Source organism: Lelliottia sp. 7254-16, assembly GCF_002922995.1.
GTDB classification, from domain to species: Bacteria; Pseudomonadota; Gammaproteobacteria; order Enterobacterales; family Enterobacteriaceae; genus Enterobacter; species Enterobacter jeotgali.
This window is the reverse complement of the sequence record NZ_PQVS01000001.1, coordinates 424,534-445,350: the sequence shown is the minus strand read 5'-3', so window position 1 is coordinate 445,350 and position 20,817 is coordinate 424,534. Positions and strand designations below refer to the sequence as shown.

At 55.4% G+C, this 20,817-nt stretch carries 23 protein-coding genes; 10 read left to right on the top strand and 13 right to left on the bottom strand.

What is annotated here, in order from left to right:
- Nucleotides 1-59: 59 nt before the first annotated feature.
- The 8 genes from C3708_RS02120 to pspF form a co-directional block, all read right to left on the bottom strand.
- Nucleotides 60-1,061: a CMD domain-containing protein gene (locus C3708_RS02120; RefSeq protein ID WP_103949321.1), complete on the bottom strand. Its 1,002-nt coding sequence runs from the start codon at nucleotides 1,059-1,061 to the stop codon at nucleotides 60-62.
- A gap of 143 nt (nucleotides 1,062-1,204) precedes the next feature.
- On the bottom strand, nucleotides 1,205-1,993 hold the full coding sequence (gene fabI / locus C3708_RS02115) for an enoyl-ACP reductase FabI (RefSeq protein WP_012017568.1): 789 nt from the start codon (nucleotides 1,991-1,993) through the stop codon (nucleotides 1,205-1,207).
- A 125-nt stretch (nucleotides 1,994-2,118) separates the two neighbouring features.
- Complete coding sequence (sapF, locus tag C3708_RS02110; protein WP_095282202.1) at nucleotides 2,119-2,925, bottom strand: putrescine export ABC transporter ATP-binding protein SapF; 807 nt, start codon at nucleotides 2,923-2,925, stop codon at nucleotides 2,119-2,121.
- On the bottom strand, nucleotides 2,926-3,918 hold the full coding sequence (gene sapD / locus C3708_RS02105; RefSeq protein WP_103949320.1) for a putrescine export ABC transporter ATP-binding protein SapD: 993 nt from the start codon (nucleotides 3,916-3,918) through the stop codon (nucleotides 2,926-2,928).
- Nucleotides 3,918-4,808, bottom strand: coding sequence for a putrescine export ABC transporter permease SapC (gene sapC / locus C3708_RS02100; RefSeq protein ID WP_095282200.1), 891 nt, complete (start codon nucleotides 4,806-4,808; stop codon nucleotides 3,918-3,920). Before sapC ends, sapD begins: the two co-directional genes overlap by 1 nt.
- Nucleotides 4,795-5,760, bottom strand: a complete 966-nt coding sequence (gene sapB / locus C3708_RS02095) for a putrescine export ABC transporter permease SapB (protein WP_095282199.1) — start codon at nucleotides 5,758-5,760, stop codon at nucleotides 4,795-4,797. The genes sapC and sapB overlap by 14 nt, the downstream gene beginning before the upstream one ends.
- The gene (sapA, locus tag C3708_RS02090; protein ID WP_103949319.1) at nucleotides 5,757-7,397 is read right to left on the bottom strand and encodes an ABC transporter substrate-binding protein SapA; all 1,641 of its coding nucleotides are present in this window, start codon (nucleotides 7,395-7,397) and stop codon (nucleotides 5,757-5,759) included. Before sapA ends, sapB begins: the two co-directional genes overlap by 4 nt.
- A gap of 87 nt (nucleotides 7,398-7,484) precedes the next feature.
- Nucleotides 7,485-8,477, bottom strand: coding sequence for a phage shock protein operon transcriptional activator (gene pspF, locus C3708_RS02085; protein ID WP_165790587.1), 993 nt, complete (start codon nucleotides 8,475-8,477; stop codon nucleotides 7,485-7,487).
- A gap of 151 nt (nucleotides 8,478-8,628) precedes the next feature.
- On the opposite strand from pspF, the gene pspA reads away from it, so the two are divergent.
- The 8 genes from pspA (at nucleotide 8,629) to C3708_RS02045 (ending at nucleotide 14,623) form a co-directional block, all read left to right on the top strand.
- Nucleotides 8,629-9,297 carry a phage shock protein PspA gene (gene pspA / locus C3708_RS02080; protein ID WP_103949318.1) on the top strand — a complete coding sequence of 223 codons (669 nt, stop codon included), beginning with the start codon at nucleotides 8,629-8,631 and terminating at the stop codon, nucleotides 9,295-9,297.
- A gap of 54 nt (nucleotides 9,298-9,351) precedes the next feature.
- Nucleotides 9,352-9,576, top strand: a complete 225-nt coding sequence (pspB, locus tag C3708_RS02075) for an envelope stress response membrane protein PspB (RefSeq protein WP_095282195.1) — start codon at nucleotides 9,352-9,354, stop codon at nucleotides 9,574-9,576.
- Nucleotides 9,576-9,935, top strand: coding sequence for an envelope stress response membrane protein PspC (gene pspC, locus C3708_RS02070; protein WP_095282194.1), 360 nt, complete (start codon nucleotides 9,576-9,578; stop codon nucleotides 9,933-9,935). The genes pspB and pspC overlap by 1 nt, the downstream gene beginning before the upstream one ends.
- Before the next feature lie 15 nt (nucleotides 9,936-9,950).
- Nucleotides 9,951-10,169 (top strand): phage shock protein PspD, encoded by a 219-nt coding sequence (gene pspD / locus C3708_RS02065; RefSeq protein ID WP_103945992.1) that lies wholly within the window; start codon nucleotides 9,951-9,953, stop codon nucleotides 10,167-10,169.
- Between the two features lie 113 nt (nucleotides 10,170-10,282).
- Nucleotides 10,283-11,680, top strand: coding sequence for a YcjX family protein (locus C3708_RS02060; RefSeq protein ID WP_103949372.1), 1,398 nt, complete (start codon nucleotides 10,283-10,285; stop codon nucleotides 11,678-11,680).
- Nucleotides 11,677-12,726, top strand: a complete 1,050-nt coding sequence (locus C3708_RS02055) for a YcjF family protein (RefSeq protein ID WP_103949317.1) — start codon at nucleotides 11,677-11,679, stop codon at nucleotides 12,724-12,726. The genes C3708_RS02060 and C3708_RS02055 overlap by 4 nt, the downstream gene beginning before the upstream one ends.
- 106 nt (nucleotides 12,727-12,832) lie before the next feature.
- A complete protein-coding gene (tyrR, locus tag C3708_RS02050; protein WP_103949316.1) occupies nucleotides 12,833-14,374 on the top strand; it encodes a transcriptional regulator TyrR in 1,542 nt (513 codons plus the stop codon).
- Between the two features lie 12 nt (nucleotides 14,375-14,386).
- Nucleotides 14,387-14,623, top strand: coding sequence for a DUF2543 family protein (locus tag C3708_RS02045; protein WP_095282190.1), 237 nt, complete (start codon nucleotides 14,387-14,389; stop codon nucleotides 14,621-14,623).
- Nucleotides 14,624-14,727: 104 nt separating this feature from the next.
- Here C3708_RS02045 and C3708_RS02040 read toward each other — a convergent pair whose 3' ends face one another.
- Nucleotides 14,728-15,087 carry a glyoxalase superfamily protein gene (locus tag C3708_RS02040; protein ID WP_095282189.1) on the bottom strand — a complete coding sequence of 120 codons (360 nt, stop codon included), beginning with the start codon at nucleotides 15,085-15,087 and terminating at the stop codon, nucleotides 14,728-14,730.
- 135 nt (nucleotides 15,088-15,222) lie between these two features.
- Nucleotides 15,223-15,729, bottom strand: a complete 507-nt coding sequence (tpx, locus tag C3708_RS02035) for a thiol peroxidase (RefSeq protein ID WP_103949315.1) — start codon at nucleotides 15,727-15,729, stop codon at nucleotides 15,223-15,225.
- Between the two features lie 95 nt (nucleotides 15,730-15,824).
- On the opposite strand from tpx, the gene ycjG reads away from it, so the two are divergent.
- The gene (gene ycjG, locus C3708_RS02030) at nucleotides 15,825-16,790 is read left to right on the top strand and encodes an L-Ala-D/L-Glu epimerase (protein WP_103949314.1); all 966 of its coding nucleotides are present in this window, start codon (nucleotides 15,825-15,827) and stop codon (nucleotides 16,788-16,790) included.
- Here the strand turns inward: ycjG and mpaA are convergent.
- On the bottom strand, nucleotides 16,781-17,494 hold the full coding sequence (gene mpaA, locus C3708_RS02025) for a murein tripeptide amidase MpaA (protein ID WP_095282186.1): 714 nt from the start codon (nucleotides 17,492-17,494) through the stop codon (nucleotides 16,781-16,783). The genes ycjG and mpaA overlap by 10 nt on opposite strands.
- 184 nt (nucleotides 17,495-17,678) lie before the next feature.
- Between mpaA and C3708_RS02020 the strand changes: the two genes are divergently transcribed.
- On the top strand, nucleotides 17,679-19,295 hold the full coding sequence (locus C3708_RS02020; protein WP_103949313.1) for an ABC transporter substrate-binding protein: 1,617 nt from the start codon (nucleotides 17,679-17,681) through the stop codon (nucleotides 19,293-19,295).
- A 51-nt stretch (nucleotides 19,296-19,346) separates the two neighbouring features.
- Here the strand turns inward: C3708_RS02020 and C3708_RS23665 are convergent, their stop codons facing one another.
- Nucleotides 19,347-19,490, bottom strand: a complete 144-nt coding sequence (locus tag C3708_RS23665) for an Ecr family regulatory small membrane protein (RefSeq protein ID WP_157738401.1) — start codon at nucleotides 19,488-19,490, stop codon at nucleotides 19,347-19,349.
- A gap of 73 nt (nucleotides 19,491-19,563) precedes the next feature.
- Entirely contained in the window at nucleotides 19,564-20,796 is a 1,233-nt protein-coding gene (locus C3708_RS02015; protein ID WP_103945990.1) for a sensor domain-containing diguanylate cyclase, read from the bottom strand.
- Nucleotides 20,797-20,817 lie beyond the last annotated feature (21 nt).

Below are 20,817 nucleotides of genomic sequence, written 5' to 3'. Positions count from 1 at the left end.
GCTGACAGTTTTACGCGAATCTCACTGCTACAGCAAGCGCATTTAGGGATTTACCAGGCTCAGTCACCCTTGTTTAAGGCAATTTTCAGACGGCTGAGCCAACCGCAAAAAGCGCACCAGGTCAGCAAATTAATTGCCTCCACGGGGGGAATGCCCTCATCAAGTAGCGGGGTAAATTGCGCGGCGCTGAATCGGTCGGGAGAGACGGCCAAAAGTTCTGTCGCCGCCGCAACGGCATGATGAGTGGAATAGCGACTATTTGCCTCTTGAATACCACTTTTCAGGATCTCGCCCGTGCCGTTGAGTATCTCCGGTTCGTGGCAAAGCACCGCCGTCAGTTCCCTTAATGCGGGCTCCGTTTGCCAGCGAGCGAGCAATTCAAGCTGTTGCGCGGTGGCATAGCGTAACTCGACACCAGGGAACAGGGGTTCCCACTCACTCATATTAATATCCGTCACCCGCGCGTGCGGAGGAATGTGATGCCCAGGAAGCCAGCGAACGGGATAGCCCAGTAAGGCCTGGAAAGCGGCAACCACGCGTGCCTGAAAGCCGACAAAGCCGATTATCTGATTAATCACAATCACGTCGTAGGTTGTCAGACCCACTTCATCCAGCTGCTGCTGCGCTTTGTCATCAATGATATCGGGTGAGCTTGCTAACTGGCGGGCGTACTGAGTGATTTGGGCGAGGCGTTGATTACTTTCTCGTGAGGAATCCGGTCCGGGAAGAGGCGCGAGCAGGGCGGCGTAGTGGTTACACAGGCGCTGAACGCCACACGCCTGCGCCACGGTTAACGCTGTGCTCAGCCGGTCGTAGGCGCTGAGCGTATGCAGCCGATTGACGGCGATATGCAGCGGAAAAAGCACGTGGCATAACGCTCTGGCAGGCTTAAGCCAACTTTCACACGGGGTCACAATCTCAGCGGGCAGCGTTAAATCGAGTAAAAAACGATCGTCGACATGAGCGGCCTCGGGAACCAGCGGCAGAACATCATCCGGACAGTGATTTGTCTGGGTTTCGTGATACCAGTGGCCTTTGCCGGAAAAACGGCGTTGTTCCATGTGCGTTCCTTGATCTCAAATGGCGATCAATATCCTGGCGCATGGCTTGCAAGGGGAAAAATATTGTTAGGTGATAACAAATAGCAGAACGGAATAACGACGGGGAGAAACTCTCTTCCCCGGAGGGAAGAGAGTGACACAACTTATTTGATTTCCAGCTCGTTCATTGCCGCGATGTTGAAACCGCCGTCAACGTGAACCACTTCGCCGGAGATGCCAGCAGAGAGGTCAGAGCACAGGAATGCTGCGGAGTTACCCACATCTTCGATGGTCACAGTGCGACGAATCGGGGTAACGGCTTCGCAATGCGCCAGCATTTTACGGAAGTCTTTGATACCGGAAGCGGCCAGAGTACGGATTGGACCAGCAGAGATACCGTTAACACGTACGCCTTCTGGACCCATCGCGTTCGCCATGTAGCGCACGTTGGCTTCCAGAGAAGCTTTCGCCAGGCCCATTACGTTGTAGTTAGGGATCGCACGCTCAGCGCCCAGGTAAGACAGGGTCAGCAATGCAGAGCCTGGGTTCAGCATGGTGCGGCAGGCTTTAGCCATTGCCACAAAGCTGTAAGAACTGATGTCGTGAGCGATTTTGAAGCCTTCACGGGTTACCGCGTTCACGTAGTCGCCGTCCAGCTGATCGCCCGGTGCGAAACCGATTGAGTGCACGAAACCGTCAAATTTCGGCCACACTTTCGCAAGCTCTGCGAACATGCCATCGATGCTTTCATCTTGAGCAACGTCGCATTCCAGAATGATGCTGGAACCCAGCTGTGCGGCGAACTCTTCAACACGGCCTTTCAGCTTGTCATTCTGGTAGGTGAACGCCAGCTCAGCGCCTTCGCGGTGCATAGCCTGTGCGATGCCGTAGGCGATGGACAGTTTGCTGGCGACGCCAGTCACCAGAATGCGCTTACCGGAAAGAAAACCCATAGCTTAGATCCTTATATTCATTGTTATGGCGAACGCCCTCTCATACGTGGCGCTCGTCGTTAAAACGCGGCGATAATATCACGTGTCGCGTTCAGAGTTAATCCGACCACTTTATAGTAAAGCGGTTACCTGTCTTTTCGCCACGCATCCGCCGTCAGCGCTTCACCGAAATGACCGGAAATCAGCCGTTTGGTCAGGTCGTGCAGCGGTGAAGCCAACACGTCGGCGGTGCTTCCGCGCTCGACCACTTCACCCTGATGCATGACCAGTACCTGGTCGCTGATGTGTTTCATCATCCCGAGATGCTGAGTCACGTAGATATACGAAATACCCTGTTTCTCCTGCAATTCGAGCATCAGATTGATCAGTTGGGAACGCATCGACATATCTAAAGATGCCAGCGCTTCATCGGCGATAATCACCTTCGGGCGCAGGATCAGCGCGCGCGCCAGCCCCAGACGCTGCTTCTGGCCGGGGGCGAGCATGTGCGGATAATAGCTGACGTGATCGGGCAGCAGACCGACCAGACGGAGTGTCTCAATCACGCGTTTACGCCGTTCCTCCGGCTCCAGATCCGTATTCAGGCGCAGCGGAAAATCGAGAATTTGCGAGATACGTTGACGCGGATTGAGCGATGTCGACGGGTCCTGGAAAATCATACGAATGCGCTGGCTGCGAAACGAATAGTCCCCGAACGACAGAAAATGATCGTCTATCAGCACATCGCCCGCCGTCGGTTCAACCATCCCCGCCAGCATTTTCGCCAGCGTGGATTTCCCGGAACCGTTTTCGCCAATGATTGCCAGCGTCTGTTTCTCGCGCAGGGTAAAGCTGAGAGGCTTCACCGCTTCGACGGTCTGGCGATGAAACAGCCCCGTGCGATAGCGGAAGGTCTTACTCAGGTTGCGAACTTCCAGCAACGTTTCGACCATTTACTCTCTCTCCATGTTCAGCGGGAAATGACAGGCGTACAGATGGTTTTTCGCGCCGGTCAGCCGTGGCGTTTCAATACATTCGCGCTGGGCGTAAGGGCAGCGCGGCCCCAGCCGACAGCCGATTGGCAGCGACTCCAGCAGGGGAATCGCCCCCGGAAGCGTATTGAGGCGGCTTTTATGCGGCATCGCGCTGCCAAAATCGGGGATCGCGCGGATCAGCGCCTGGGTATAAGGATGATGCGGCGTATTCACCAGCTCTTCGCTGATGGCCGTTTCCACCGTCTGACCGCAGTACATCACGTCGATTTTATCCGCCCATTTGCTCAGCATTTGCAGGTCATGGCTGATCAGCAAAATGGTGGTGTTGTTGTTCTGATTGAGGCGCGACAGCAGGCGGAAAATCTGCGCTTGCGTCGTCGGTTCCATCGCGTTGGTCGGCTCATCGGCGATCAGCAGGCGCGGCTGATTGGCCAGTGCGATGGCGATCATCACCTTTTGGCACTCGCCGTCCGTCAGTTCATACGGGAAGCTGCGCATTGCATCTTTGTGATCTTTAATGCCGACGCGGTGCAACAGCTCAATCGCGCGGCGTTTGCGCCAGCCGACGCGCTGCCACCAGCGGCCTTTGTAGGTCCAGCCGGGGATATTCTGCATCAGCTGTTCGCCAACCCGTTCAGACGGGTCGAGACATGACTGCGGCTCCTGGAAGATCATCGAGACGTTATGCCCGACCAGCTTGCGGCGCTCGCGTGGCGACAGGCGCAGAAGATCGATATCATCAAATCGCATACGGTCAGCGGTGACGCGCCAGTTGTCTTTGGCGACGCCGCAGATCGCCTTAGCGATCAGGCTCTTACCGGAGCCAGACTCACCCACCAGCCCGCGGATTTCGCCTTCGGCAAGCGTAATACTGATCCTGTCGACCGCTTTCACCCAGCCTTCGCCGGTTTTAAATTCAATCGTCAGATTGCGGATATCAAGTAACGGCATTATTGCACCCCCGCGTTAATCGCGCGGCGAATTCCGTCGCCCAGCAGGTTAATCAGCAGCACGCTCACCATGATGGCGGCACCGGGCAGCATCACCGTCCACGGTGCGACATAAATCAGCTCCAGCGCATCACCGAGCATCGCGCCCCATTCCGGTGACGGCAATTGCGCGCCGAGATCGAGAAAACCGAGCGCGGCAATATCGAGAATCGCCATCGACAGAGCACGGGTGATTTCAGTCACCAGCCCCGAAGCGATGTTAGGCATTACCGCGAACCAAAGAATATTCATCGTGGTCGCGCCGTCTAAACGGGCGGCGACAACATACTCTTTTTCCAGCTCGTCATGCACCAGGCTATAAACTGAGCGAACCATGCGCGGCAGCAGCGCCAGCCAGACGGCAAACATCGCATGCGACAGGTGTGGTCCGGCAAAAGCAACGACGATGATTGCCAGCAGCAGGGACGGAATGGACAGCAGAGTATCGAGAATATGATTCAGCACCGCCGAACGCAGGCCGTGCGTCGCTCCGGCAAACACGCCGAGCGCCAGGCCGAAGAAGGTGGCAGCGAAAGTGACGACGAACGCACCGCCCACGGTTGGTGCGGCGCCGCTTAACAGACGGCTCAGAACATCGCGGCCTAAATCGTCAGTGCCGAGAAAGAACGATACTTCACCGTAGCGTGACCATGAGGGTGGCAGCAGTTGATAGCCGAGGAACTGCTGATCCAGGCCATACGGGGCAAACCAGCCGCCAAAAATACACAGCAATGCCAGGCCGCCACAGCCGTATAAACCGATCATCGCCGTGGTGTCGCCGTAGAATTTGCGCCACACGGTCCGAACTACGCCGGGCGTACGCTTTTCCCTGTATACGCTATCGTAAGGCATACGATTCCTTATGTTTCAGCGGGTTGGCCATCGCACCCAAAATGTCAGAAATCACGTTCACGATAATCACCAGCGAGCCGATCACCATCACACCGGCGGAAATCGCCGCGTAGTCCTGCTGACGAATGGCGTTGATCATCCAGCGTCCGAGCCCTGGCCAACTGAACACCATCTCGGTGATCATCGCCAGGGTCAGCATGGTCGAAAATTGCAGCCCCAGGCGTGGGATCACCGGCGGAAGGGCGTTGTGCAGTACGTGACGACGCAGGACCGTCAAACGTGACAAACCGCGCGTGGCGGCCGCTTTCACATAATTCTGGTCAAAAACATCAATCGTGCTGGTGCGCATCAGGCGGATCACTTCCGTGGTCGGCGCAACCGCCAGCGTCAGCACCGGCAGCACCATATGGCGCAGGGTGCTGATGATCATCTCGTGACGCCAGACGGAGTCAGAAAGCCAGGCGTCGATAATGGCAAAGCCAGTGACAGTTTTGACGGCGTAGAGCAGATCGAAACGCCCGGAGACCGGCAGCCAGCCCAGCGTCAGGGAGAAGAACAACGTAAGCAACAGCGCCAGCCAGAAGACCGGAATTGAGAAGCCGAGCAGGGCCAACGCGCTGATCAGTTTATCCTGCCATTTATTGCGTGTGATCCCCGCCAGCATCCCCACCGGAATACCGACCATCAGGGCAAAACCAAAGGCCAGAATGCACAGCTCCATAGTCGCCGGAAACACCTCTTTCAACTGCTCGGAGATCAGCTGGCCGTTAATGCTCGAAACGCCAAAATCCCAGTGCAGCACGCCGTTAAACCAGAATAACCATGCGTCCCAGAAGGACGAGCCTTGCAGCGGGGCGTGGGGCGTGAAGTAGCTCAGGCTAAAGCCGATAAAGGTCAGAAAAAACAGCGTGATCGCCAGCAGCAGCAGGCGTCGTAAGGTAAAAATAATCATGGTTTTTTCACCTCATCGGGTTTCTCACGTGACACGCCAGCGAACGAAGCGTTACCAAATGGGCTGAGCACCAGACCTTTAATATCATAGCGATAGGCCTGCAATCGCAGGGAAGAGGCCAGCGGCAGCACCGGCAGTTCGCGGGCCAGAATATTCTGCGCTTCGTCGTACGCTTCGATGCGAGAGGCCAACTGCTGAGATGACAGCGCCTTTTGCAGCACCGTGTCAAACTCACGGTTACACCAGTGAGCGTAGTTGGTCTGGGAACGAATGGCGGCACAGCTCAGGAGCGGGCGGAAGAAACTGTCGGGATCGTTACTGTCCGTCGACCAGCCGGAGAGGGTCAGGTCATGATTCATGTCCATCAGACGCGCCTCCTGGAAGCGGCCTTCTACCGGCACAATCACCACTTTGACACCAACTTGAGCCATATCGGCCTGGATCAGTTCCGCCGTTTTTAGCGGGCTCGGGTTCCACGCCTGGGAACTGGTCGGGACCCACAGTTGCAGGGTGAGGTTGGTCGCGCCCAGCGCTTTCAGCTGTTCGCGTGATTTTGCCGGATCGTATTCGGTGATTTTCGCTTCGCTGTCATAGGCCCACGACGCGCGCGGCAAAATCGATGCTGCCGTTTCCGCCGTGCCGTAATAGATGGATTGCATTAAGCGCTGGTTATTGATGGCAAGCGCCAGAGCGTGGCGTACGGCAGGATTATTGAGCGGCGGCTTATCGGTATTAAACGCCAGATAGGCGATGTTCATGCCGGGGCGCAGAGTCAGACGCAAACGCGGATCGTCACGTAGAATCGTCAGCTGGCTGGCAGCAGGCCAGGCGAGCACATCGCATTCGCCGGTCAGCAGTTTAGATAATCTGCCGGTTCCGCCAGAACCTAAATCGACTACCACCTGCGGCATCAGCGGTGTGCCGCGCCAGAAGTGTTCGTGACGTTGTAACCGAATATACTGCCCGGAGCGGTATTCTGCCATCTGGAACGGGCCAGTCCCGACCGGCTGGCGATCGAGGAGTTCCTGATGATCGGCTTTCGTCAGTTTATCGGCGTATTCCGCTGACATCACTGACGCATAGTGGGTCGCGAGGTGCCACAGGAAAGAGGCATCCGGGCGCGTCAGGCGAAAATCCACCGTCCGATTGTCCAGCTTGCGCACGTCTTTTACCGTATCGGCAAACTGCAGGCTGTCGAAATACGGGAAACTGCCGCCGTTGACGTTATGCCAGGGGTGGTTGCGATTAAAAATACGCTGGAAGGTAAACACCACATCATCGGCGTTCAACTTGCGGGTCGGTTTGAACCACGGGGTGGACTGAAACGCCACGTCGTCGCGCAGATGGAAACGGTAGGTCGCGCCGTTATCCAGCACTTCCCAGCTCTGAGCCAGCTCCGGCACCAGGCGATAAGTATAAGGATCGACATCAAGCAGGCGATCGTAAAGCTGTGCGGCGAGGGTGTCGACAATCAGGCCGCTGCCTGCTTTTTGTGGGTTCAGGGTGTCGACTTGCCCGTTCACGCAATAGACAAAACCGCTGTCGCGAATATCAGGAAGCGCAGTCGGTTCGGGCGCAGCAAAGACCAGGCGACTAAACAGACCGAGTGCAATCAGGGACGATAAAACCAGACGCATAATTTTCAGGGTTTTTAGATTCGATCTGCAAAGTGTATCGCACTTACCCCCGATTCGGAAAATGTCTGCGGGTAAGTGCCGATAATGTCAGCGCATTTGATGCTTTTTGAGCAATGCCCTTAATTGATGGTAGGTCAGACCCAGCAGTTCGGCAGCCTGCTTCTGGTTATATTTTGCCTCTTTCAGGCTCTGTTCCAGTAACTGCTGTTCCTGAATATGCTGGAACTGGCGTAAATCGAGCGGCAGAGAAGGGGCATCGGCGTGCGGCGCGGGTTCCAGTTTCGTCGGTGCGGCGCGATAAAAGGGATCGATAATAATGTTATCCAGCTCGGTTTCGCTGCTGGCGTGGCGATAGACGGAGCGCTCGACCACGTTTTTCAGCTCGCGAATATTGCCCGGCCAGCGGTAATCCAGCAGCGTTTCCCGCGCGTAGTCGCTAAAACCGGGGAATAGCGGCAGGCCGAGCTCGCGGCACATCTGAATGGCAAACTGCTCGGCCAGCAGCATGATATCGCTGCGGCGTTCGCGCAGCGGCGGAAGCTGCACCACGTCAAAGGCCAGCCTGTCGAGAAGGTCTGCGCGGAATTTCTCCTCCGCCACCATCTGTGGAAGGTCGGCATTAGTGGCGCACACCAGACGCACATTGACCTGCAACGGCTGGCTGCCCCCGACACGCTCCAGCTCGCCGTACTCGATAACGCGCAACAGCTTTTCCTGAACCAACATCGGCGCGGTAGCGAGTTCATCAAGGAACAGCGTCCCACCGTCAGCGCGTTCGAAACGCCCTGGATGACGTTTTTGCGCACCGGTAAAGGCGCCCGCCTCATGGCCGAACAGCTCCGTATCGAGCAGATTTTCGTTCAGCGCCGCGCAGTTAAGAGAGATGAACGGGCCGTCCCATCGTCCGGAAAGATAGTGCAGGCGGTTGGCGATCAGCTCTTTCCCGGTCCCGCGCTCACCGATAATCAGCACCGGTTTATTGAGCGGGGCGAGGCGCGAAACCTGCTCCAGCACCTCAAGAAAACTGTTCGCTTCACCCAATAAATTGTCTTTGTAATCAGCCATGATGAAATTAACCACTCGTTAGCGATATTCACCAGGTGAGAGTAGGTTCTCTGTGGTGTAAAATCAACCACAATCATATAAATCAATAAGATAAAAAATTGGCACGGGATTTGTATTAGCTCATCAGCAGGGCATCGCCCGATAACAGAACTGTGAGGATTGAATTATGGGTATTTTTTCTCGTTTTGCCGACATCGTGAACGCCAACATCAACTCGCTGCTGGAAAAAGCGGAAGACCCGCAGAAGCTGGTGCGTCTGATGATTCAGGAAATGGAAGACACGCTGGTTGAAGTCCGTTCCACCTCTGCCCGTGCGCTGGCCGAAAAGAAACAGCTTTCTCGCCGCATTGAGCAGGCGACTGCCCAGCAGACCGAATGGCAGGAAAAAGCAGAACTGGCGCTGCGTAAAGAGAAAGACGATCTGGCCCGTTCGGCGCTGATCGAAAAACAGAAGCTGACCGACATCGTCGCTACGCTGGAGCATGAAATCACGCTGGTGGATGAAACCCTGACCCGCATGAAAAAAGAGATTGCGGAGCTGGAAAACAAACTCAGCGAAACCCGCGCTCGCCAGCAGGCGCTGACGCTGCGTCATCAGGCTGCCAGCTCATCCCGCGACGTTCGCCGTCAGCTGGATAGCGGTAAAATTGATGAAGCGATGGCGCGTTTCGAATCGTTCGAACGTCGTATCGATCATATGGAAGCCGAGGCCGAGAGCCACAGCTTCGGCAAACAGAAAACGCTGGATCAGCAATTTGCCGATCTGAAGGCGGATGACGAAATCAGCGAGCAGCTTGCGATGCTGAAAGCCAAAATGAAGCAAGACAACCAATAATAATGAATGCGGCACCTTCGCGTGCCGCAACGCATCGTAAGACAAGGAGACCCTATGAGTGCGCTGTTTCTGGCTATTCCCCTGACCATTTTCGTGCTGTTTGTCCTGCCGATCTGGTTATGGCTGCACTACAGCAACCGTTCTTCCCGCGGTGAGCTTTCGCAAAGCGAACAGCAACGCCTGTTGCAGCTCACCGATGACGCGAAAAAAATGCGTGAACGCATCCAGTCGCTGGAAGCGATTCTGGACGCGGAGCATCCGAACTGGAGGGACAATTAATGGGCGGACTGAATCTGAATAAAAAGCTGTGGCGCATTCCCCAGCAGGGGATGGTGCGCGGTGTCTGTGCCGGTCTGGCGCACTATCTCGACGTTCCCGTCAAGCTGGTCCGCGCGGTCACCGTGCTGTCTATCTTCTTCGGACTGGCCTTCTTTACCCTGGTGGCGTACATCGTCTTATCCTTTGTGCTCGACCCGATGCCAGACAGTGCGATGGCATCGGAAGATGCGCCGACCAGCAGTGATTTGCTGGATGCGGTGGATGCCGAACTGGCTTCCGGCGAGAAGCGTTTGCGCGAAATGGAACGTTACGTCACCTCCGACACGTTCACGCTGCGCAGCCGTTTTCGCCAGCTTTAACGGAGAGAAATTACAATGAACAAAAACTGGCAGCAGGCCGGTCAGAAAATGAAACCGGGCCTGGTTATCGCAGGCAAATTCGTTTTACTGACCGCGCTACGTTATGGCCCGGCAGGTGTCGCGGGTTGGGCGGTGAAGTCTGTTGCCCGTAAACCAGTCAGAATGTTACTGGCCGTGGCGCTGGAGCCGCTGCTGAAGAAACTGGCTATGCGCTTTTCGGGGAAACTGAAATAACATCAGACGGCACGCCGGAAATGTGCCGTTTTGTCATAGGTTTTATTCCTTTCATTTTGCCCCCATGTCATATTTTTAAGAATAATAATTCCTTCAGGCAAAACAGGATGGCGATGAAGCGACTTAAAAACGAATTTAATTCACTGGTTAATCGTGGCGTAGACCGCCATTTGCGACTGGCGGTCACGGGATTAAGCCGCAGCGGCAAAACCGCGTTTATCACCGCGATGGTTAACCAGTTGCTTAACTTACATGCTGGCGCACGGCTGCCGCTGCTGAGCGCGGCGCGGGAAGAGCGTCTGCTGGGCGTAAAACGTGTGCCGCAGCGCGATTTTGGTATTCCTCGCTTTACCTACGACGAAGGGCTGGCGCAGCTGTATGGCACACCGCCCGCCTGGCCGACACCGACGCGTGGGGTGAGTGAAATTCGCCTCGCGCTGCGCTTTCGTTCTAACGAATCCGTGCTGCGCCATTTCAAAGACACCTCCACGCTGTACCTTGAAATCGTCGATTATCCCGGTGAATGGCTGCTCGATTTACCGATGCTGGCCCAGGATTACCTGAGCTGGTCGCGGCAAATGACCGGCCTGTTGCAGGGGCAACGTGCGGAATGGTCGGCAAAATGGCGTGAGCTGTGCGCCGGGCTGGACCCGCTGGCCCCGGCGGACGAAAACCGACTGGCTGCCATTTCACAGGCCTGGACCGATTATCTTCATCAATGCAAACAGCAGGGGCTGCACTTTATTCAGCCAGGCCGCTTTGTACTACCTGGTGAAATGGCGGGGGCGCCTGCGCTGCAATTCTTCCCGTGGCCGGATGTCGAAAGCTGGGGTGAGTCAAAACTGGCGATGGCGGACAAACACACCAACGTCGCGATGTTGCGCGATCGCTTTAACTATTACTGCGAGAAAGTGGTGAAAGGGTTTTATAAAAACCACTTCCTGCGCTTCGACCGCCAGATTGTGTTGGTGGACTGTCTGCAACCGCTGAACAGCGGGCCGCAGGCCTTCAACGATATGCGCCTGGCACTCACCCAACTGATGCAAAGTTTTCACTACGGACAGCGGACACTGTTCCGCCGTCTGTTTTCGCCGGTTATCGATAAGCTGCTGTTCGCCGCCACCAAAGCCGATCATGTGACGGTCGATCAGCATGCGAATATGGTCTCGCTGCTGCAACAGCTTGTTCAGGACGCGTGGCAAAACGCTGCGTTCGAAGGGATCAGCATGGATTGTCTGGGGCTGGCGGCGGTGCAGGCGACGCAGAGCGGGCTGATTGACGTCAACGGTGAGAAAATCCCGGCGCTGCGCGGTAATCGCCTGAGCGACGGCGAGCCGCTGACCGTCTATCCCGGTGAAGTACCGGCGCGATTGCCGGGGCAGGCATTCTGGCAAAATCAGGGATTTCAGTTTGAGGCGTTTCGCCCTCAGGTGATGAACGTTGACCAGCCGTTGCCGCACATTCGCCTCGACGCGGCGCTGGAGTTTTTAATAGGAGATAAGCTGCGATGACGGAACCGTTAAAGCCACGCATCGATTTTACCGGCCAGCTTGAGCAAGAGCGGGCCGAAGCGTTTAAAACTGCTCAGGCCTTCAGTGGCCCGGACGCTGAGAAATTTGCGCCCGTTGTCGCCGATGAACTGCTTGCGGACGAGGGGCAGGCAGAAGCGGTGGTTGAGGCGGCGCTGCGGCCCAAACGCAGCCTGTGGCGCAAAATGGTCACTGCCGGGCTGACGCTTTTTGGCGTGAGTGTGGTCGGCCAGGGCGTGCAGTGGACGATGAATGCCTGGCAAACCCAGGACTGGGTGGCTCTGGGCGGATGCGCGGCGGGCGCTCTTATCATCGGCGCGGGTGTCGGTTCAATTGCCACTGAATGGCGTCGTTTGTGGCGACTGCGCCAGCGTGCGCATGAGCGCGACGAAGCGCGCGATTTGCTGCACAGCCATGCGACCGGAAAAGGGCGCGCATTTTGCGAACAGCTGGCCAGTCAGGCGGGTATCGACCAGTCGCATCCGGCCCTGCAACGCTGGTATGCGGCTATTCATGAAACACAAAACGACCGCGAGATCGTCAGCCTGTATGCAAACATCGTGCAGCCGGTTCTCGATTCACAGGCGCGGCGGGAGATTAGCCGTTCGGCGGCGGAATCGACGCTGATGATTGCCGTTAGCCCGCTGGCGCTGGTGGATATGGCGTTTATCGCGTGGCGCAATCTGCGCCTCATCAACCGCATTGCCACGCTGTATGGCATCGAACTTGGGTATTACAGCCGTCTGCGCCTTTTCCGTCTGGTGCTACTGAATATGGCGTTTGCCGGAGCCAGCGAACTGGTGCGTGAAGTGGGCATGGACTGGATGTCTCAGGATCTTGCCGCGCGTTTATCCACGCGTGCTGCGCAAGGGATCGGTGCCGGGCTGTTGACCGCGAGACTGGGGATTAAAGCGATGGAATTATGCCGTCCTCTGCCGTGGATTAACGACGATAAACCGCGTCTTGGTGATTTTCGCCGCGAACTTGTCGGTCAGTTGAAAGAGACACTGAGCAAAAAATCACAATAAAGCGTAAGAATTCACCTCGCTGTCAATATTTGTTGACAGCGAGCTTCCAGCCAGACGATATCTGACATATCATTTTAAAGTGACTGGCTTAAAGAGTGAATTTCCCATGCGTCTGGAAGTGTTCTGTCAGGACCGTATCGGCCTGACCCGCGAATTACTCGATCTCCTTGTTTTGCGTGACATTGATTTGCGCGGCATCGACATCGACCCTATCGGGCGAATTTACCTCAATTTTGCCGAAATCGAATTCAATACATTCAGCAGCCTGATGGCTGAAATTCGCCGTATCGCTGGCGTTACGGATGTCCGTACCGTGCCGTGGATGCCGTCTGAACGTGAACATCTGGCGCTGAGTGCGTTGCTTGAAGCCATGCCTGAGCCATTTTTGTCGCTCGATTTGAAAGGTAAAATTGAGCGTACCAACCAGGCCAGCTGTCAGCTCTTCGGCCAGAGCCAGGACAAGCTGAGTAGCCATCATGCAGCGCAACTGATCGCCGGTTTTAATTTCCAGCGCTGGCTCGAAAGCAACCCGCAGGGCACGCACAGCGAGCATGTGGTGATCGGCGGACAGAACTTCCTGATGGAAATTACCCCGGTTCATCTGCGCGGTGAGAATGATGTCAGCGTGCTTACCGGTGCGGTGATTATGCTGCGTTCCACCATTCGAATGGGGCGTCAGTTGCAGAATCTGTCTAACCAGGATGTCGGCGCGTTCAGCCAGATTATCGCCGTTAGCCCGAAAATGAAGCACGTGGTGGATCAGGCGCGTAAGCTGGCTAATCTCACCGCGCCGCTGCTGATTACCGGTGAAACGGGAACAGGTAAGGATTTACTGGCTCATGCGGTTCACACCGCCAGCCCGCGCGCGGCTAAACCCTATCTGGCCCTAAACTGCGCGTCGATTCCAGAAGATGCCGTTGAGAGCGAGTTGTTCGGTCACGCGCCGGAAGGCAAAAAAGGCTTCTTTGAGCAGGCCAACGGTGGCTCGGTATTGCTGGATGAAATCGGTGAGATGTCGCCGCGGATGCAGGCCAAACTGCTGCGCTTCCTCAACGACGGCACTTTCCGCCGCGTTGGAGAAGATCATGAAGTTCACGTGGATGTGCGGGTGATTTGTGCGACGCAGAAAAACCTGGTTGAACTGGTGCAGAAAGGGGTGTTCCGGGAAGATCTCTATTATCGACTAAACGTCCTGACCCTGAATATTCCGCCGCTGCGCGACTGTCCGCAGGACGTAATGCCGCTGACTGAACTGTTCGTGGCGCGCTTTGCCGACGAGCAGGGCGTGCCGCGACCTAAGCTCTCTGCGGATTTGGGTTCGATGCTGACGCGCTACGGCTGGCCGGGAAATATCCGCCAGTTGAAAAACGCCGTCTATCGTGCGCTCACGCAGCTTGAAGGTTATGAGCTGCGCTCGCAGGACATACTGCTACCGGATTACGATGCCGGAACGGTGTCTGTTGGCGAAGAAGCGATGGAAGGATCGCTGGATGATATCACCAGCCGCTTTGAGCGTTCGGTGCTGACCCAGCTTTATCGCAACTACCCGAGCACCCGCAAACTGGCAAAACGCCTCGGCGTGTCGCACACGGCCATCGCCAACAAATTGCGCGAGTACGGTCTGAACCAGAAAAAACCTGATGAATAAAAGAGAAAAAGTATGAGCAACGAAATCCCTTTAAAGTTTTATGACATCGCGGATGAATATTCGAAGGAATCCGCAAAGCCAGTGAGCGAAGCCGAACGCGACGCAGTGGCCTATTATTTCCAGTCGCTGATCACGCGCTTGATGGGTAACGAGGAGATCAGCGAGGAAGCGCAGAGTGAAATGGCGAAAGAGGCCGGTATCGATGCAACGCGTATTGATGAGATTGCGGAGTTTTTGAATACGTGGTGATGGGGTGAGTCTGATACAACCGTATTGAGTGCGATGTCCGCTGACTATTTATACGCGACCCGAAGGGCATTTGGTTCGCGCTATATTAGCAGCGGCCATCTTGTTTATTCTTCGCAAAACCGAATCCTGTTCCCAAACGGATCGCACACCTCCAGGATTTTCCCCCAGTCCTGCTGCACGATATCTGGCCGCCCATAGCCATAATGCTTTTGCTTCAGCTCATCCCTTAATAATTCAATATTGTGCACAGGAACGAACAGCGTCGCGCCAGGGCAGGCGTCGCCATGATGTTCTGAGAGATGTATCTGCAGGCCGTTGCGGCTGATGCCCATATACAGGGGCAGATCAGGTTCAAAGCGGTGTTCGAACTCGACGCTGAACCCGAGAAAACCCAGATAAAATTCGCGTGCCTTTCGTTCGTCGAACATGCGAAAAATGGGAATGCTTTTTTCAAAAGAGATCATTTTTACTCCTGTTCGCTCCGGGACTGGGAAAAAGAAAGCTCCGCATTGCGGAGCTTTCATCGCCGGGTGCGCTGCGCTTACCCGGCCTACAAAACCCGTAGGCCCGCGCAAACGAAGTGCCGCCGGGCAATTCTCTTACGCTTTCAGCACGTCCAGCGCTGCGGTGTAATCTGGCTCGTTGGTGATTTCGTTCACCAGTTCGCTGAAGATAATAGCGTCGTTTTCATCAATCACCAGTACCGCACGTGCGGCCAGGCCTTTCAGTGGACCTTCGGCGATACCCACACCGTAGTTTTCGAGGAAATCTGGGCTACGCAGGGTAGAAAGCGTGATAACGTTGCTCAGGCCTTCTGCGCCGCAGAAGCGGGACTGGGCGAACGGCAGGTCAGCGGAAATGCACAGTACAACAGTGTTATCCACTTCGGTGGCCAGCTGGTTGAATTTACGCACGGACGCCGCGCAAACGCCGGTGTCGATGCTCGGGAAAATGTTCAGCACTTTGCGTTTACCGGCGAATTGAGCCAGCGTTACGTCAGACAGATCTTTTGCCACGAGGGTAAAAGCCTGCGCTTTGCTGCCTGCCTGCGGAATGGAACCTGCAACAGAAACCGGGTTGCCCTGGAAATGAACGAGTTGTGACATAGATATCTTCCTGTTTACATATAGTTAACGTCGTGGTTAGTGTATGACAACAGCGGATAACACGGCAAACCTATTTTGCCCTACAGGAGCGAGTGATGAGAACCGTCAAGGTCTATGAAGAAGCATGGCCATTGCATACGCCGTTTGTGATCTCTCGCGGCAGCCGCAGCGAAGCCTGCGTGGTGGTGGTAGAAATTGAAGAGGACGGGATAAAAGGCGCGGGCGAATGCACCCCGTATCCGCGCTACGGCGAAAGCCTGGCCTCGGTGATGGCGCAAATCATGACCATCGTTCCTGAGCTGGAAAAGGGCATGACCCGCGAGGCGCTGCAGCAGGCATTACCGGCGGGCGCGGCGCGCAATGCCGTCGACTGTGCGTTGTGGTCGCTGGAGGCGCATCGCCTGAATCACACCATCTCTGAGTCGCTCGGCGTGGCGCTGCCGGAGACTATCGTCACGGCGCAAACCGTGGTCATCGGCGAGCCGTCGCAAATGGCCGCCAGCGCCAGAGCGCTGTATGAATCCGGTGCGCGGCTGTTGAAAGTCAAACTCGACGATCATCTGATCAGCGAGCGGATGGTGGCGATCCGCGGCGCGGTGCCTGACGCGACGCTGATTGTCGACGCCAACGAATCCTGGCGGAGTGAAGGGCTGGCTGCACGCTGTCAGCTGCTGGCGGATTTAAACGTGGCGATGCTCGAACAACCGCTACCGTCAGCGGAAGATGCCGCGCTGGAAAACTTCATTCATCCGCTGCCCATCTGCGCAGACGAAAGCTGCCATACGCGCGAGAGCCTGGCAGGTCTGAAAGGGCGTTATGAAATGGTGAATATTAAGCTCGATAAAACCGGTGGACTGACCGAAGCGCTGGCGCTGGCGAAGCAGGCCCGTGCAGAGGGATTTGCGCTGATGCTCGGGTGTATGCTTTGCACTTCAAGAGCCATCAGCGCGGCGCTGCCGTTAACAGAACAGGTGAGTTTCGCCGATCTTGATGGGCCAACCTGGCTTGCGGTCGACGTATCACCCGCGCTGAATTTTACCACCGGTACGCTTCACCTCTGAGAGTGCCAGCGCAGCAGCCCGGTCATGGCTTTCAGGTATTTCTCGCTCGCTTCATCCGATGAAACGGGCGGGAACTCGGCGGTGATACAGTGCAGGCCGAGGTCGGCGCACCAGCTACCAAAGGAGCCTGGCGTTTCGTAGCCCACACTGGTGACCAGCGGCAGGGCGAAGGCATCCGCCAGCCATTCGCCTAATTCCGTATGGCGCGGATCTTCGATGCAGGCTAGCGGATCGTGAAACGACACTACCCATGCCGGTTTAAGATGGTGGATCAGCTGACATAGCCCCTGCGTTTCAGGCTCCGAGCCCGGTTTTTCTCCGGTGAGCAACACCACGTCACGCTCGTCCGCCGCACTGTTCCAGCGATAGACGGTTTCTCCCGCGCGCCAGTTGGCCGCCGGGAAGTTGCGGTTGAGATCGACGCCGCGCGCGTTGGCGCGCAGCCCAAGCTGACAGCCGTCCGGGTTCACGGTTAACACCACGTGATGACGGCGCAGGTCTGGCGCCAGCGTGCGCAGGGCGCAGGAAAGGGTAACGATGGAGGAGTTTTCATCTCCGTGCGTGCCCGCAATGATAAGCCCGCTGTGGCGGTCGGCCTGCGGGGCAGGAAACCAGATCAGCGGAGCGCCTAAAAATGAGCGGCCATAGTGTTCTGTTCCGGGCGGAAAAGCGCCACGTTCCGTTCTTGGGCGGGTAAGTGACATACGAAATCCTGATAGCGAGTTCTTTATAGCCAGTGTTGTGTAAAACACGCGGTTAATCAAATAGTTTCAACGCTGCGATAAACTGGCCCGATCTCAACTTTCCGCGCGAAGATATTTGCATTTCTCTGTTTTGAAACAAATAATTACGCATCTGCTTGTTACCCACTCTTTCAAAGGGGATCTCATGAAGCATCCTGTTTCGCTGCTCTGTACTGCGCTGTGGCTGTGCGGACTCTCTTCCGTTTCTTATGCTGCTGATATTCCTCAGGGAACCACTCTTGCGCAAAAACAGGAACTGGTTCGCCATATTAAGGACGAACCGGCATCGCTAGACCCGGCGAAAGCCGTCGGTTTGCCGGAAATCCAGGTGATCCGTGATTTGTTCGAAGGCCTGGTCAATCAGAACGAAAAGGGCGAGTTGATCCCTGGTGTCGCCACCAAATGGCAGAGCAACGACAATCGCACCTGGACGTTTAACCTGCGCGATAATGCCAAGTGGTCTGATGGTACGCCGGTGACGGCGCAGGATTTCGTCTACAGCTGGCAGCGTCTGGTTGACCCGAAAACCACTTCGCCTTTTGCCTGGTTCGCAGCACTGGCGGGAATAACGAACGCCCAAAATATTATCGACGGTAAAGCGCAGCCCAACCAGCTTGGTATTACTGCGGTTGATGCGAAAACCCTGCGCGTGCAGCTCGATAAACCGCTGCCGTGGTTTGCCAATCTGACGGCCAGTTTTGCGTTTTACCCGGTACAAAAAGCCAACGTCGAGAGTGGCAAAGAGTGGACCCGTCCTGGCGCACTGGTCGGCAACGGCGCTTACGTCCTGACCGATCGCGTGGTGAATGAAAAGCTGGTGGTTGAGCCGAATACCTCGTACTGGGATAACGCCAAAACCGTGCTGAAAAAAGTCACTTTTATCCCGATCAATCAGGAGTCATCGGCCACCAAGCGCTATCTGGCGGGGGATATTGATATCACCGAATCCTTCCCAAAAAATCTCTATCAGAAGCTGCTCAAAGATATTCCGGGACAGGTGTATACCCCGCCGCAGTTGGGCACCTATTACTACGCGTTTAACACCCAGAAAGGCCCAACGGCTGACCAGCGCGTGCGTCTGGCGCTGAGTATGACTATCGATCGCCGGATTATGGCCGAGAAAGTGCTGGGGACCGGCGAAAAACCGGCGTGGCATTTTACTCCGGATGTAACGGCAGGCTTTACGCCAGAAACCTCGCCGTTCGAGCAGATGCCGCAGGCGGAGCTTAATGCGCAGGCCAAAATGCTGTTGCAGGCCGCCGGATATGGCCCGCAGCGTCCGCTAAAACTGACGCTGCTGTACAACACGTCTGAAAACCACCAGAAAATCGCCATTGCAGTGGCGTCGATGTGGAAGAAAAACCTCGGCGTGGACGTGAAGCTGCAAAACCAGGAGTGGAAAACCTACATCGACAGCCGTAACACCGGCAATTTCGATGTGATTCGCGCATCCTGGGTCGGTGATTACAACGAGCCGTCAACCTTCCTGTCGCTGCTGACCTCGACGCACAGCGGTAATATTTCGCGCTTTAACGATCCGGCTTACGACAAGATTATTAATCAGGCGTCGCTGGAAACCACGGCAAAAGCGCGTAATGCCGATTACAATGCCGCGGAGAAGATCCTTGCGGAAAAAGCGCCTATCGCGCCAATTTATCAATATACCAACGGTCGCCTGATTAAGCCGTGGGTAAAAGGGTATCCGATTAATAACGCAGAAGATGTGGCATACAGCCGGACGATGTATATCGAGAAACATTAACACCAACAATAAGGCCCGTCAGTGACGGGCCTTAACGTCTTAATTCGTGCGTCATTCAGGGGCGTTTATCGACGGGTAAAGACTGCTTTCCAGGAACCCCACCAGATGCCACATCTCCCCGCTAAAAATAAACCATAGCCCCGATATAATAACGCATAAAATAATTAAGATGAGTATGACTTCTGTTTTCCCCATAGCAAAAGTTACCCACCTGAAATCCGTTTATTAGAGTGGGCATTGTAACGGGGCCTTAATCATTTCGCCAGTTTCAGGCGGCAAGCACTTTATTGCGGCCATTGTTTTTGGCACGGTATAAGGCGTCATCGACACGTTTAAACAGGTCGTCGATGCTCTCGTCAGGATTATGCCGTGCGACGCCGATACTGACTGTAAAACGAGGCAGACCGGGGATCGCAATGCGTGCCACTTCTGCGCGGATGGTTTCAGCCACCTGCATCGCCGCATCAAGTGAGGTGCGCGGAAGCAGGATCACAAATTCTTCTCCGCCCCAGCGGAAAACAAAATCATCTTTACGGCTACACGCTTCGAGCATACGTGACAATGAGATCAATACTTCATCGCCTTTTGAGTGACCAAATACGTCATTGATACTTTTGAAATGATCCGTATCGACCAGCAATAAACTGAATTGCTGCTGGGCGGGCAAATGAGAGGGATTGGTTTGTTCGGTGATGAGATAAAACTGCCGACGATTGAGCAGGCCGGTCATGGAATCACGCAATGCCGCGTGCTCCAGCTCTTGCTCCAGCCGTTTTTGCTCAGTGATATCATGAACGATGCACAGCATCAGCTTATCACCGTAGATTTCAATCGGACCTGCGTAAGTTTGTACGTGGCGAGTAGACCCGTCGGCCAGTCGGTGAACGAAATTAAGCGGCTTATGTCCGCCGGGCAAACGCGCGATCTCGGTCATGATCGGTAAAATATCGCGGCCTAAGGTATTAATTTCCCAGGTGTGTTTACAGCACATATCATCGTGGCTGTAGCCGTAAAAATTCAGTGCCGCCAGATTGGCGTCAACGATTTGCCCGTCACGGGCAGGATCGATTAACAGCATGGGCGCGCTGTTGGTCAGGAAGAAGCGGGCATAGAAGCCCTGTTTTTTGCGCTGGTAGTTCGCGGATCGGCTGGCTTTAAGCCCAGAGGATGCCTGCGATACGATGCCTTCAAAGACAATAACGTCTCCCGCAGTTTCATGGTGCGCGAGGGAAAGCTGGCAGCTCAGCGTCGTTTCCTGGCCATTTCGCCACACCGTCCAGATCTCAACGATGTCGAGTTCAGATTTAAGATCCGGAACATACATTGCCAGCTGTAGCTGCGCACTGGCGGAATAAACCCCCATACGCATATCGTTGAGCGTTTTATTACGCATCATGTCAGTCGCCGCAATATTGGCGAAAATAAGGTGTTCAGAAACGGGTGAAACTAACCATACCGGTGTTTTGATGAAATTCAGCGCATCAAAGCTGTGTGGCGACATAGATTCTTCCCATTCATCGGC